This window comes from Dokdonella fugitiva (assembly GCF_004342425.1).
Taxonomy (GTDB): domain Bacteria; phylum Pseudomonadota; class Gammaproteobacteria; order Xanthomonadales; family Rhodanobacteraceae; genus Dokdonella_A; species Dokdonella_A fugitiva.
Window position 1 is genome coordinate 80,678 of sequence record NZ_SLWQ01000008.1, and the last position, 13,494, is coordinate 94,171.

The 13,494-nt window shown below is 67.4% G+C and carries 11 protein-coding genes and 1 tRNA gene; all 12 read right to left on the reverse strand.

The annotated features are described in order from the left end of the window. Positions 1–115: 115 nt before the first annotated feature. The gene (gene rpsO / locus EV148_RS14185) at positions 116–385 is read right to left on the reverse strand and encodes a 30S ribosomal protein S15 (RefSeq protein ID WP_131999389.1); all 270 of its coding nucleotides are present in this window, start codon (positions 383–385) and stop codon (positions 116–118) included. Positions 386–591: 206 nt separating this feature from the next. After that, entirely contained in the window at positions 592–1,524 is a 933-nt protein-coding gene (truB, locus tag EV148_RS14190; RefSeq protein WP_131999391.1) for a tRNA pseudouridine(55) synthase TruB, read from the reverse strand. A 32-nt stretch (positions 1,525–1,556) separates the two neighbouring features. Next, complete coding sequence (rbfA, locus tag EV148_RS14195; RefSeq protein ID WP_131999393.1) at positions 1,557–1,901, reverse strand: 30S ribosome-binding factor RbfA; 345 nt, start codon at positions 1,899–1,901, stop codon at positions 1,557–1,559. A gap of 125 nt (positions 1,902–2,026) precedes the next feature. Continuing rightward, complete coding sequence (gene infB, locus EV148_RS14200; RefSeq protein WP_131999395.1) at positions 2,027–4,645, reverse strand: translation initiation factor IF-2; 2,619 nt, start codon at positions 4,643–4,645, stop codon at positions 2,027–2,029. A 127-nt stretch (positions 4,646–4,772) separates the two neighbouring features. After that, the gene (gene nusA, locus EV148_RS14205; RefSeq protein ID WP_131999397.1) at positions 4,773–6,266 is read right to left on the reverse strand and encodes a transcription termination factor NusA; all 1,494 of its coding nucleotides are present in this window, start codon (positions 6,264–6,266) and stop codon (positions 4,773–4,775) included. A 299-nt stretch (positions 6,267–6,565) separates the two neighbouring features. Then, positions 6,566–7,090: a ribosome maturation factor RimP gene (gene rimP / locus EV148_RS14210; protein WP_131999399.1), complete on the reverse strand. Its 525-nt coding sequence runs from the start codon at positions 7,088–7,090 to the stop codon at positions 6,566–6,568. Between the two features lie 228 nt (positions 7,091–7,318). Further along, positions 7,319–7,395: transfer RNA gene (locus EV148_RS14215), tRNA-Met, on the reverse strand. A 90-nt stretch (positions 7,396–7,485) separates the two neighbouring features. Further along, positions 7,486–8,955, reverse strand: a complete 1,470-nt coding sequence (nuoN, locus tag EV148_RS14220) for an NADH-quinone oxidoreductase subunit NuoN (RefSeq protein WP_131999401.1) — start codon at positions 8,953–8,955, stop codon at positions 7,486–7,488. A gap of 10 nt (positions 8,956–8,965) precedes the next feature. Further along, positions 8,966–10,474 (reverse strand): NADH-quinone oxidoreductase subunit M, encoded by a 1,509-nt coding sequence (locus tag EV148_RS14225; protein WP_131999403.1) that lies wholly within the window; start codon positions 10,472–10,474, stop codon positions 8,966–8,968. Positions 10,475–10,493: 19 nt separating this feature from the next. Next, positions 10,494–12,548, reverse strand: coding sequence for an NADH-quinone oxidoreductase subunit L (nuoL, locus tag EV148_RS14230; RefSeq protein WP_131999405.1), 2,055 nt, complete (start codon positions 12,546–12,548; stop codon positions 10,494–10,496). A 6-nt stretch (positions 12,549–12,554) separates the two neighbouring features. Continuing rightward, complete coding sequence (gene nuoK, locus EV148_RS14235; protein WP_131999407.1) at positions 12,555–12,860, reverse strand: NADH-quinone oxidoreductase subunit NuoK; 306 nt, start codon at positions 12,858–12,860, stop codon at positions 12,555–12,557. Then, positions 12,857–13,489: an NADH-quinone oxidoreductase subunit J gene (locus EV148_RS14240; protein WP_131999409.1), complete on the reverse strand. Its 633-nt coding sequence runs from the start codon at positions 13,487–13,489 to the stop codon at positions 12,857–12,859. Before EV148_RS14240 ends, nuoK begins: the two co-directional genes overlap by 4 nt. Positions 13,490–13,494 lie beyond the last annotated feature (5 nt).

A 13,494-nucleotide genomic window follows, 5' to 3' on the forward strand; every position in this document is an offset into this window, starting at 1 on the left:
GCAACGCATTCGCCCATGGAACGGCCCGGTGGGGCGGCGTTCATGGACGAACGCACAAACAAACGAGCGGCCCCGCATCCACTATCGACGTAATGTCGGAGTCGCATGTACGCGCTTAGCGGCGAAGACCCAAACGCTCGATGAGCGACTTGTAACGCTCGGCGTCCGCCTTCTTGAGGTAGGCCAGCAGGCTGCGGCGCTGGTTCACCATCTTGAGCAGGCCGCGACGCGAATGATGATCCTTGTCGTGGTCGGCGAAGTGCTTGGACAGGTGCTCGATGCGTGCGGACAGCAGAGCGACCTGCACTTCCGGCGAGCCGGTATCGTTCTTGCCACGACCGAAATCGGCAATGATCTTGCTGGTTTGTTCAACGGAGAGGGACATGGTGTCTGCCTTTTTGATGGAACATACGGCGCGGATCAGCCCGGGCATTCGGCACGAGCGCAAACCGCGTCAGGAACCCCGGCTCGCGCCGGGACGAAACTAAGCTCCCTATTCTAACCCGATTCCCGCGCGAATGGCGGGCGACTTCAATGCGAAGTCCCGTCCCGCGCTGCGGTCCTCCCTGCCGCCGCAGCCCGCCGGCGGGTTCAGACCGGGGAACGTGGCGCCGTGACGGCATTGAACCCGCGCAGCACCCGCATCTCGCCGCCGTCCCCGATCGCCACGAGCGCGACCAGCCGGCCCGTCGGGTCGATCGCGCAGGCGAGCGGGACCGCGGTTGCACCCGGCCGGACCGGACGCCGCCCCTGGCCGAGCAGGATCGCCTCGGTCGCCGAGACGGCGAGCTGCGGCAACGCGGCGAGGCCTCGTTCGAGCGGCAACAGGCAGGCGTCGAGCGCGGCCTCGCCTTCGGCAGCCAGCGCCTCGAGTCGTTCCAGCGTGAACATCCGCGGCTGCATGAACGGTTCGACCCACAGCCGGCGCAGGGCGGTCACGTGCGCGCCGCAGCCGAGCCGCTCGCCGAGATCGCGCACGAGGCTGCGCACGTAGGTGCCCGAGCCACATTCGACTTCAAGTCGCAGGCGGTCGCCCGCGCGCCCGAGCAGGTCGAAGCGGTACACCGCGACCTCGCGCGCCGGCGCGACGACGTCCTCGCCACGGCGCGCGCGCCGGTACAACGGTTCGCCGCCCTGCTTGAGCGCCGAATAGACCGGCGGCACCTGGGTGATGCGACCGGTCAGGCCCGCCGCGGCACGACGGATCGCCTCGTCGTCGAGCGGGGGCACGACGCGCCGTTCGAGCACCTCGCCTTCGGCGTCGTCGGTGGTCGTGCTCACGCCGAGGGCGCATTCGGCCGCATAGGCCTTGCGCGCCCCGAGCAGCAGCCCCGCGATCTTGGTGGCTTCGCCGAAACAGACCGGGAGCAGTCCGGTCGCGAGCGGGTCGAGGCTGCCGGTGTGCCCGGCCTTGTCGGCGCGGAATAGGCGCCGCGCCTTCTGCAGGGCCTGGTTCGAACTCAGGCCGGCCGATTTGTCCAGCAGCAGGATGCCATGCACGTCCCGCCAGACGGGCTTCACCATCACACGATCTCCCCCGCTGCGGCTCGCGCCGGTCAGGAACCGCCGCGCAGCAGCGTCTCGATGCGCTCGCCGCGGTCGACCGAATCGTCGTAGCGGAAGCGCAGCTCCGGCACGCGCCGCAACTTCATCGTGCGCGACAGCTCGCGGCGGAACTCCTTCGCGAGCTCGTTGAGCGCGGCGACCGCTTCGGGCCCCTGCTCGCCGAGCAGGGCGGTGACGAACACGGTCGCGACGTCGAGATCCTTGGTGACCTCGACGTCGGACACGCTCACCGACGGCAACGCATGCTCACGCACGGCGCCGTGCACGAGCAACGCGATCTCGCGGCGCAGTTCGGCCGAGACGCGATCGGAGCGATTGAAGGATTTGGCGGGCATGGCCGGGAATCGGGAATGGAGAATCGGGAATGGCAAAAAAACCGAAACCATCTACCGGAATGGGGAGGTGGAGTGCGGAATCTGCTTCAAGCGATTCCCCATTCCCGATTCCCCATTCCCGGCAGTCACAGCGTCCGCTGCACCTCGATGCGCTCGAAGCACTCGATCTGGTCACCCGGCTTGACGTCGTTGTACTGCTTCACGCCGATGCCGCACTCGGTGCCGTTGCGCACCTCCTCGACGTTCTCCTTGAAGCGGCGCAGCGACTCGAGTTCGCCCTGGAAGATGACCGTGTTGTCGCGCAGCACGCGGATCGGCTTGTGCCGCTTGACCGTGCCTTCGATGACCATGCAGCCGGCGACCGCGCCGAACTTCGAGCTGCGGAACACCTCGCGCACCTGCGCGACGCCGATGATCTCCTCGCGCACTTCCTTGCCGAGCATGCCCGTCGCGACCTGCTTCACCTGGTCGATGACGTCGTAGATGATCGAGAAGTAGCGCAGGTCCAGGCCGTTGGCCTCGATGATGCGTCGCGCGGAAGCATCGGCACGCACGTTGAAGCCGATGATCACCGCCTTCGACGCCGCGGCGAGCGTGGCATCGGATTCGGTGATGCCGCCGACGCCGGACGCGATCACGTTGACGCGGATCTTGTCGGTGGTGATCGCTGTCAGCGATTCGCGCAGCGCCTCGGCCGAACCCTGCACGTCGGCCTTGACGACGAGGTTGAGGCTCAGCTGGCCCGTGCCCTCGCCCATCTGCGCCATGATGTCTTCCATGCGGTTGCCGGCCTGCTTGACCAGGCGCGACTCGCGGCGCTTGTGCTGGCGCTGCTGGGCGACGTCCTTGGCCAGGCGTTCGTCGGCGACGACGACGAAATCGTCGCCCGCCTCCGGCACGCCCGAGAGGCCGAGCACCTGCACCGGGATCGACGGGCCGGCCGATTCGACCTGGCGGCCGGTCTCGTCGAACAGCGCACGCACGCGGCCGTACTCTACGCCGCAGACGACGAAGTCGCCGCGCTTGAGCAGGCCCTGCTGCACGAGCACCGTGGCGACCGGGCCGCGGCCCTTGTCGAGGCTCGATTCGATCACCGCGCCGCTCGCGCGGCCATCCGGCACCGCGGTGAGGTCCATGACTTCAGCCTGCACCGAGATCGCGTCGAGCAGCGCGTCGACGCCCATGCCGGTCTTCGCCGACACCGGCACGAACTGCACGTCGCCACCCCATTCCTCGGGCACGACCTCGTGCTGGACGAGTCCCTGCTTGACCGTGTCCGGATTCGCGTCGGTCTTGTCCATCTTGTTCATCGCGACGATCAGCGGAACCTTCGCCGCACGCGCGTGCTGGATCGCTTCGACCGTCTGCGGCATCACGCCGTCGTCGGCGGCGACGACCAGCACGACGATGTCGGTCGACTGCGCGCCACGCGCGCGCATCGACGAGAACGCGGCGTGGCCGGGCGTGTCGAGGAACGTGATGACGCCCTTCGGCGTGTCGACGTGGTAGGCGCCGATGTGCTGCGTGATGCCGCCCGCTTCGCCTGCGGCGACCTTGGTGCGGCGGATGTAGTCGAGCAGCGAGGTCTTGCCGTGGTCGACGTGGCCCATGATCGTGACCACGGGCGGGCGCGTCTGCTTCTCGCCCTCGTCGCCGGCCTGCTGCGCGAGCAGGGTGGTCTCGGCACTCGTGTCCTCGGCCGCGACGACCTTGTGGCCGAGTTCCTCGGCGACCAGCACCGCGGTGTCGTGGTCGATCGCCTGGTTGATCGTCACCATCACTCCCATCTTGAACAATGCCTTGACCACGTCGGCGCCCTTGACGGCGAGCTTCGCGGCGAAATCGGCGACGGTGATCGACTCGCCGACCGAGATCTCGCGCACGACCGGGGCGGTCGGGCGGGAAAATGCGTGCGCGGGGCCGCTGCGCGACTGCTCCACCTGTCGCGTCTTCGGGCGCTTGCGCCCGGTGCGGCGCGCAGCGCCCTCGCGCGAGAGGTGCAGCTCGTTGCCGAAGTAGCGCGGACCGCTGTCGTCGCTGCCGCCGTCGTCGCGCATGCGGTGCGAACCGTGCTTGGGCTTGTGGCGGTGCGGCGCGTCGGCAGGTGCGCCGCTCCCGGGGGCGCGTTCCGGGCGCGGGCGCTCCACCGCGGCTTCGCGCGGCGCGGCGGCCGCCGGCTCCGCAGGAGACGCCGGGGACTCGGTCTTCGTCTCTTCCTCGGCGCGCCGGCGCGCTTCTTCCTCCGCGGCGGCGCGGCGGGCTTCCTCGGCCGCGCGCATCTTCGCGTCTTCTTCCTGGCGGCGGCGATCGGCCTCGGCGCGCGCGCGGTCTTCCGCCTCACGCTTGAGCTGCGATTCGCCGAGCTTGCGCAGGGCCTCTTCGCGCTCGGGATCGACCTGCTGCGCTTCTTCGACCGTGCTGCGCTTGACGTAGGTGCGCTTCTGGCGCACCTCGACGTTGACCGTCTTCGCGCTCGCGCCGCGCTGGCCCGGGACCACGGTGATTTCGCTGACCGTGCGCCGCTTGAGCGTGATCTGCCGCGGCGACGAAGCCGCTTCCACCGGCGCCTCTTCCTTCTTGCCGTGCGTGCGGCGCAGGAAGCCGAGCAGCTTCACTTTTTCGGTGCTGCTGATGACCTGGTCGGGATCGGAGAACTTCATGCCCGCTTCGCCCAGCTGCGCGAGCAGCTTGTCGACCGGTGTGCCGAGGACCTTGGCCAGTTGTTTGATCGTGACGTCCGACATCGATTTGGTACTCCGTGGCCCTGCGACGCGTGCGGGGGTGGTTCCAGCCGGGGGCGCCTCGCACCGGCGCCGTCCGTGTTCGTGTATTGCCGACGATGCGCGGAGCGCACCGCCCTTGCGTCGCCGGTTACGCGGCGGCGCCCTCGCGAGCGGCCATGATCAGCGCCGCCGCCTGGTCCTCGTCGATCCCTTCGATGCCCAGTTCCATGAACTCGTCGGTGGCGAGGTCGGCGAGATTCTCGCGCGTGACGACGCCGTGCGAAGCGAGTTCGAACGCGAGTGCCTCGTCCATCCCCTCGACCGCGAGCAGGTCGTCGGCAGGCTTGTGCTCCTCGATGCCTTCCTCGACCGCGAGCGCGTCGGTGAGCAGCGCGTCGCGCGCACGCGCGCGCAGTTCCTCGACGATGTCCTCGTCGAAGCCCTCGATGCCGAGCAGCTCGGCGGTCGGCACGTAGGCGATTTCCTCGACCGTGGAGAAACCTTCCTGCACGAGGATCTGCGCGATCTCCCCGTCCACCTCGAGCTTGGCGATGAACAGTTCGCGCGCGACGGCCTGCTCGGCCTCGCTCTTCTGGCGCACCTGGTCGGCGGTCATCACGTTGAGCTGCCAGCCGCTGAGCTTGCTGGCGAGGCGCACGTTCTGGCCGCCGCGGCCGATCGCCTGCGACAGCTTGTCCTCGGCGACCGCGATGTCCATCGAGTGCTTTTCCTCGTCGACGATGATCGACTGCACCTCCGCCGGCGCCATCGCATTGATGACGAACTGCGCCGGGTTGTCGTTCCAGAGCACGATGTCGATGCGCTCGCCGTTGAGCTCGTTCGACACCGCCTGCACGCGCGAACCGCGCATGCCGATGCAGGCGCCGATCGGGTCGGTGCGATGATCGTGCGCGAGCACGGCGATCTTGGCGCGGTCGCCCGGGTCGCGCGCACAGGCCTTGATCTCGACCAAGCCCTGGCCGACTTCCGGCACTTCGAGCTTGAACAGTTCCATCATCAACTCCGGCGCGGTGCGCGACACGAACAGCTGCGGGCCGCGCGGCTCGGACTTGACCTCGTACAGGTAGCCGCGCAGGCGATCGCCCGTGCGCACCGCCTCGCGCGGGATGCTGCGGTCGCGCGGCACGAATGCTTCGGCGTTGCCGCCGAGGTCGAGGTAGATGCTGCCGCGCTCCACGCGCTTGACGATGCCGGTGATGAGTTCGCCGACGCGATCCTTGTAGGCGTCGACGACCAGCGCACGCTCGGCTTCACGCACGCGCTGAACGATGACCTGCTTGGCCGCCTGGGCGGAAATGCGCCCGAAATCGGGGTTTTCGATCTGCTGCTCGATGTACTCGCCGACCTCGATGCCCTCGACCTCCTCGATCGCGTCCATCAGGCGGATCTGCCGGTCGGGCGACTCCATCACCACGTCGTCGGCGACGACCTCCCAGCGGCGGAACGTCTCGTAATCACCGGTGTCGCGATCGATCGAGACGCGCACGGCGACGTCTTCCTCGGCGTAGCGCTTCTTCGCGGCGGACGCCAGCGCGGCCTCCATCGCTTCGAAAATGACGCCTCTCGGAACGCCCTTCTCGTTGGCGACCGCATCGACGACCAGCAGCAGATCTTTGCTCATTGTTGGGCTCCTCGGAACGGCATCGCTACCGCCCGAACGACGACTTCAATCCTGTTTGTTACCGCTTCGTCCGACCCTGTCGACCGGGCCTTACGCTCCGTTGGCTACTTCGGTATTGCTTCCACAACCCCGCCCGTCCTGCGGACGGGCCGCCCCCTTGACTCAAGGGGGCTCCATCTGCGCCATCCGAACGGCATCGCTACCGCCCGAACGACGACTTCAATCCTGTTTGTTACCGCTTCGTCCGACCCTGTCGACCGGGCCTTACGTTCCCGCCCGGGCCCAGCCCCGGGCGACCATCACTTCTTCTTCCGCTTCGGATGCGCCGCCTGCTCCGGCTTGCCCGGCTTGGCCGGGGCGAGCCCGAGCGCGACATAGTCGGGCACGAGGCGCGCCTTGGCGATGTTCGCATGCGCGATATCGACCGGCTTGCCGTCCTGCTCGATCGTGACGCGCTCCTCGTCGACGGCTTCGATCCGGCCCTGGAACCGGCGCCGGCCATCGAGCGGCAGGTTCACGCTGATCTTGACCTGTTCGCCGCGGAAGCGCTCGAAATGCGCCGGCGTGAACAGCGGGCGCTCCAGACCCGGCGACGAGACTTCGAGCGTGTAGCGTCCCGCGACCGGATCGTTGACGTCGAGGAGGGCGGAGATCTCGCGGCTGGCCCGCTCGCAGTCGTCGATCGTGACGCCCTGCTCGGGTTCGTCGATGTAGACGCGCAGCAGGCTTCCACCCGCGTTCGGGCTGAACTCGATGCCGACCAGCTCGAGGCCGAGGTCGGCGATCGCGGGTTCCAGCAGCTGGCTCAGTTCGTCGTTGGTCATGGCATCCGTCGCGATCGTCCCTGACCGCCAGAGGCAAGGGCGTCCATTCGGCCGCCATTGCGGGAAAAGCAAAAACACAAACAAAAAATGGGCACGAGGCCCATTCCGTAGTTCGCCGTTGTGTCGCATCCAACATCGGCGGATACCGCCCGAAGGCGGCCGGCGCATCCTGCGCCTGGCCAGAAAAAAAGCCGCTCGAGGCGGCCTTTTCCTTGGACCTCTTGAAACTGGTAGCGGGGGTAGGATTTGAACCTACGACCTTCGGGTTATGAGCCCGACGAGCTGCCAGACTGCTCCACCCCGCACCGAGCTACGCAGTGTAGCGGGAACGCCCCGTGACGGCAACCCCGATGTTGCGAAGACGGCCCGCGCGCCCGCCGTCGTTCAGCACGCGATCAGCGCGCGCCGACCATGAGCGCGCTGTTGCACCAGTCCAGCAGCGGCCCCCAGAAGACGCCGAGTGCGAGCAAGGCGAGGCCGTTCAGCGACAGCACCCAGCGGAAGCCACGGTCGCGCGGGAGTTCCAGCGCGGCCTTGTCGTGCGGCTCGTCGAAGTACATGACCTTGACGACGCGCAGGTAGTAGTAGAGGCCGATGATCGCGAACACGATCGCGACGATCGCCAGCCACATCTGGCCCGCGTCGATGACCGCCTTGAGCACCATGAGCTTGGCGAAGAAGCCGAACAGCGGCGGCACGCCGGCCAGCGAGAACATCGCGATCGCCATCACGCCCGCATACCACGGGTTGCGCTGGTTGAGGCCCTTGAAGTCGTCGATCTCTTCCGCCTCGAAGCCGGCGCGCGCGAGCAGCATGATCATGCCGAACGCGACCGCCGCCATCAGCGCGTAGCTGATCATGTAGAACATCGCCGCCGCGTAGCCGGACGCGCTGCCGTTGACGAAGCCGAGCAGCAGGAAGCCGACGTGCGAGATCGTCGAGTAAGCGAGCATGCGCTTGAGGTTGGTCTGCGCGATCGCGAACACGTTGCCCACGGCCAGCGACAGCACCGCGAGCACGCCGAGCATCTGCGTCCAGTGCGCGTTCATGCCGCCCATCGCGCCGTCGAGCAGGCGCCAGGTCATGCCGAATGCGGCAAGCTTGGAGGCCGAGCCGACGAACAGCGTGACCGCGGTCGGCGCGCCCTGGTAGACGTCCGGCAGCCACATGTGGAACGGCGCCGCGCCGAGCTTGAAGGCCGAGCCGACGACGAGGAACACGAGGCCGAATGCGAGCAGCATGCGGTGCGGGCTGTCGGCCGAGAAATCGGCGACCGCGTGGATCTTCGCGAGGTCGAGCGTGCCGGTCGCGCCGTAGATCATCGACATGCCGTAGAGCAGCAGGCCCGAGGCGAGCGCGCCGAGCACGAAGTACTTGATCGCCGCCTCGCTCGACACCGCCGAATCGCGATTGAGCGCGACCAGCGCGTACGAGCTCAGGGTCAGCAGCTCGAGGCCGAGGTAGACCGTGACGAGGTTGCCGGCCGAGACGAGCAGCATCATGCCGAGCGTCGCGAACAGGAGTAGCAGGTAGAACTCGCCGACGAACAGCTTGCGCTGGCGCAGGTAGTCGCGGCTGTAGAGGAACACGAGGCCCGTCGTCAGCAGCACGAACACCTTGAGCACGGTGGCCACGCCGTCGCGCAGGAACATGCCGTTGAAGGCGGCGATGCTGGTGCCCTGCTCCGGAGCGCCGCGCCAGACCAGCACGCCTGCGACGAGCAGCGCGGTGAGCGAAAGCCAGTGCGTGACGTCGCGCTGCGCCGGCTTGAGGAACAGGTCGATCAGCAGGATCGCGCAGGTCGCACCGAGCAGGAACAGCTCGGGCAGCATCGTCGCGAGATCGGCGGGGTTGAACTGGATCATGTCGGGTGGCTCACATCTTGGCCAGGACGAGCTGCTGCACGAGCTGCTGCACGGCAGGTTCCATGAGGTCGGTCAGCGGCTTGGGGTACACGCCGACCGCGAGCACGCCGGCGGCGAACGCGCCGAGCACGATCCATTCGCGCAGGTCGAGGTCCTTCATCTTCGCGACCTTGTCGTTGCCGACCTCGCCGAACACGACGCGCTTGACCAGCCACAGCGTGTAGGCCGCGCCGATGATCAGCGTGAAGGCGGCGACCGCGGCGATCAGCGGGCTGTCCTGGAACGCGGCGAGGATGACCATGAACTCGCCGACGAAGCCCGAGGTGCCCGGCAGGCCGCAGTTGGCCATCGCGAACAGCACCATGAACGCGGCGAACCACGGCATCACGTTCACGATGCCGCCGTAGTCCTCGATCATGCGCGTGTGCAGGCGGTCGTACATGACGCCGATGCAGGAGAACATCGCGCCGGAGACGAAGCCGTGCGAGATCATCTGCACCATCGCGCCCTGCACCGCGAGACGCGCGCCGTCCGGATTGGCGTTGACGCGCGCGAGCGCGAGCGCGACGAACAGGCCGAGCGTGACGAAGCCCATGTGCGCGATCGACGAATACGCGACGAGCTTCTTCATGTCCTCCTGCACCAGCGCGACGTAGCCGATGTAGACGACGGCGATCAGCGACATCGCGATGACGACCCAGGCGTATTCCTGCGACGCGTCCGGCGTGATCGGCAGCGAGAAGCGCACGAAACCGTAACCGCCGACCTTCAGCATGATCGCGGCCAGGATCACCGAGCCGCCGGTCGGCGCCTCGACGTGCGCGTCCGGCAACCAGGTGTGCACCGGCCACATCGGCACCTTGATCGCGAACGCGATCAGGAACGCGAAGAACAGCCACGCCTGCTCCCTCGCTCCGAGGCCGGCGTGCGCGAACGCGTCGAGCGAGAACTGGCCGGTCTTCATGTGCAGGTAGATCAGGCCCACCAGCATGAAGATCGAGCCGAGGAACGTGTAGATGAAGAACTTGAGCGTCGCGTAGACGCGCCGCGGGCCGCCCCAGATGCCGATGAGGATGAACATCGGGATCAGCATGCCTTCGAAGAACACGTAGAACAGCAGCGCGTCGGTCGCCGCGAACACGCCGACGAGCAGGCCCTCGAGCGCGAGCATCGCGGCCATGTACTGCGACACGCGCTCCTCGATCGGGCCCCACGCGCCGAGGATGACGAGCACGCTGGTGAACGTGGTCAGCACGATCAGCGCGATCGCGATGCCGTCGACGCCGAGCGCGTAGTTGGCGTTGAGCGCGGGGATCCACGCCAGCGTCTCGACGAACTGCATGCCGGGCGTCGCCGGCACGTAACCTGTCCACAACGGGATCGACAGCAGGAACGTAGCGACGGCGGTCAGCAGGGCGAGCCAGCGCGCGGTATTCGCTTGCCGGCCGAACACGAGCACGGCGATCGCGCCGAGCACCGGCAGCCAGATCAGGAGACTCAGAAGATGCGGAAGATGCATGGTCGTGTCAGTCCGTCGATCAGGGCGCCAGGTGGGTGACCCACCACACGCCACCGAGCAGCGCGATCAGGCCGAGGATCATGGCGAAGGCATAGTGGTAGAGGTAGCCGGACTGCAGCCAGCGCACGGTCGCGGCAACGCGATCGACCAGCGCGGCCGAGCCGTTCACTGCGACGCCGTCGATGAGGCCGGCGTCGCCGCCCTTCCACAGGCCGCGGCCGAGCGCGATGCCGCCGCGCGCGAACACCGCCTGGTAAAGCTCGTCGACCCAGTACTTGTTGTTCAGCATCGTGTAGAGCGGGCGCAGCGCGTTCTTGAAGCGCTCGGTCACGCCGGGGTTGAGCAGCCAGATCCAGGTCGCGACCGCGAAACCGGCGAAGGCGAGCCAGAACGGCGCCTGCGTGAAGCCGTGCAGCATCATCGCAAGCGGGCCGTGGAACTCGCGCCCGATCTCGCCGAGCACGTCACGCCCTTCCTCGCCGCTCACGCGGATCGCATCGCCGAACCAGCCACCGAACAGCATCGGCCCGATCGTGAACCAGCCGACGATGACCGACGGGATCGCGAGCAGCACGAGCGGCAGGGTGATGACCCACGGCGATTCGTGCGGCGCATGCGCGAGATGACCCGGCTCATGGTGGCCATGGTCGTCATGGTGCGCGTCGTGATGGCCGTGGCCGTGATGGGGCGCCTCGACGACGAAGCGCTCCTTGCCGTGGAACGTCTTGTAGAGCAGGCGGAAGCTGTACAGCGCGGTCACGAATACGCCGGCCATCACGCAGAAATACGCGTAGCCAGAACCCCAGCGGTGCGACTCGCCGACCGCCTCGATGATCGCGTCCTTGGAGAAGAAGCCGGCGAAACCGGGCGTGCCCGCGAGCGCGAGCGAGCCGAGCCACATCGTGATCCAGGTGACCGGCATGTACTTGCGCAACCCGCCCATGTAGCGCATGTCCTGCTCGTGGTGCATCGCGACGATGACCGAGCCCGCGCCGAGGAACAGCAGAGCCTTGAAGAACGCATGCGTCATGAGGTGGTAGACGCCGCCGGCGTACGCCGAGACGCCGAGCGCGACGGTCATGTAGCCGAGCTGCGACAGCGTCGAATAGGCGACGACGCGCTTGATGTCGTTCTGCACGATGCCGATCAAGCCTGTGAACAGCGCGGTGGTCGCGCCGATCACCAGCACGAACGACAACGCCGTCTCGCTGAGCTCGAAGATCGGCGACATGCGCGCGACCATGAAGATGCCCGCGGTCACCATCGTCGCGGCGTGGATCAGCGCGGAGATCGGCGTCGGGCCTTCCATCGAATCCGGCAGCCAGACGTGCAGCGGCACTTGCGCCGACTTGCCCATCGCGCCGATGAACAGGCAGATGCAGACGATCGTAGCGACGTGCCACGGATGGCCGGCGAAGATCTCGACCGTGCGCGAGGCGACGAGGTCGGACGCGGTCGCCGCGAACACCTGCGAGTAATCGAGCGAGCCGAACCAGAACAGCACGCCGGCGATGCCGAGCAGGAAGCCGAAGTCGCCGACGCGATTGACGAGGAACGCCTTCATGTTGGCGAAGATCGCGCTCGGGCGCTTGAACCAGAAACCGATCAGCAGGTACGAGACGAGGCCGACCGCTTCCCAGCCGAAGAACAGCTGCAGGAAGTTGTTGCTCATGACCAGCATGAGCATCGAGAACGTGAACAGCGCGATGTAGCTGAAGAAGCGCTGGAAGCCGTCGTCCTCGGCCATGTAGCCGATCGTGTAGACGTGCACCATCAGCGAGACGAAGGTGACGACGACCATCATCATCGCCGTGAGGCGATCGACGAGGAAGCCGACGTGCGCGCCGATGGACCCGACCTGGAACCAGGTGTAGAGGTTTTCGTTGAACGTCGCCGCGCCGCCCCAGACGAGCTGGTAGAGCACGTGGAACGACAGGGCGCACGAGAGCAGCACGCCCGCGATCGTGACGCCGGCGGCGCCCTTGCGGCCGACCTGGTTGCACAGCAGGCCCGCGACGAGCGCGCCGAACAGCGGCGCGAGGACGATGACGAGCAGGATGGTTTTCGAGAGCATCGTCGATCAGCCCTTCATCGAATCGATTTCGGTGACGTTGATCGTCGCGCGGTTGCGGAACAGCACGACGAGGATCGCGAGGCCGATCGCCGACTCGGCCGCGGCGACCGTGAGGATGAAGAACACGAACACCTGCCCCGACGGATCGCCGAGGAAGCGCGAGAACGCGACGAAGTTGGTGTTGACCGCGAGCAGCATCAGCTCGATCGCCATCAGCAGCGTGATGACGTTCTTGCGGTTGATGAAGATGCCGGCGACGGCGATGCAGAACAGCACCGCGCCGAGCGTGAGGAAGTGCGCGAGCGTGATCACGGCGTGGTCTCCCCGGCGTCGGCGGGCATGGCAGGCTTCTCCGCGGCCATCTTGACGATGCGCACGCGATCGCGCGCCTTCACCCTGACCTGCCGGCCCGGGTCCTGCGTGCGCACGCCGACGCGGTGGCGCAGGGTAAGCGGGATCGCGGCGACGATCGCGACGGTCAGGATCAGCGCGGCCACTTCGAACGGCAACAGGAACTGGCTGAACAGCGCGTTCGCGAGCCAGGACGTGTTCGACATGCCGGCGGCGGCGGCGGGTTCCGGCGGCGCCGGCAGCTGCATCGTGCGCACGCCGATCAGGCCGAGCATCTCGACCAGCATGACGACCGCGACGACGAGGCCGACCGGCAGCGCGCGCACGAAGCCTTCGCGCAGCGGGTCGAGGTCGAGGTCGAGCATCATCACGACGAACAGGAACAGCACCATCACCGCGCCGACGTAGACGAGCACGAGCGCGATCGCGAGGAACTCGGCGTCGGCGAGCAGCCACGTGCAGGCGGTCGAGAAGAACGTGAGCACGAGGCATAGCGCGGCGTGCACGGGGCTGCGCACCGAGATCACGGCGAGCGCGGCGCCCACGGTGACCGCGGCGAAGGCGTAGAAGCAGATCAGCTGGAAGCTCATGGGTC

Bases quoted from the DNA above. Each gene is read 5' to 3' on its own strand.
- rpsO (WP_131999389.1), bottom strand. From the start codon at position 385: ATGTCCCTCTCCGTTGAACAAACCAGCAAGATCATTGCCGATTTCGGT.
- truB (WP_131999391.1), bottom strand. From the start codon at position 1,524: ATGGTGAAGCCCGTCTGGCGGGACGTGCATGGCATCCTGCTGCTGGAC.
- rbfA (WP_131999393.1), bottom strand. From the start codon at position 1,901: ATGCCCGCCAAATCCTTCAATCGCTCCGATCGCGTCTCGGCCGAACTG.
- infB (WP_131999395.1), bottom strand. From the start codon at position 4,645: ATGTCGGACGTCACGATCAAACAACTGGCCAAGGTCCTCGGCACACCG.
- nusA (WP_131999397.1), bottom strand. From the start codon at position 6,266: ATGAGCAAAGATCTGCTGCTGGTCGTCGATGCGGTCGCCAACGAGAAG.
- rimP (WP_131999399.1), bottom strand. From the start codon at position 7,090: ATGACCAACGACGAACTGAGCCAGCTGCTGGAACCCGCGATCGCCGAC.
- nuoN (WP_131999401.1), bottom strand. From the start codon at position 8,955: ATGATCCAGTTCAACCCCGCCGATCTCGCGACGATGCTGCCCGAGCTG.
- EV148_RS14225 (WP_131999403.1), bottom strand. From the start codon at position 10,474: ATGCATCTTCCGCATCTTCTGAGTCTCCTGATCTGGCTGCCGGTGCTC.
- nuoL (WP_131999405.1), bottom strand. From the start codon at position 12,548: ATGCTCTCGAAAACCATCCTGCTCGTCATCGTCCTCGCGCCGCTGTTC.
- EV148_RS14240 (WP_131999409.1), bottom strand. From the start codon at position 13,489: ATGAGCTTCCAGCTGATCTGCTTCTACGCCTTCGCCGCGGTCACCGTG.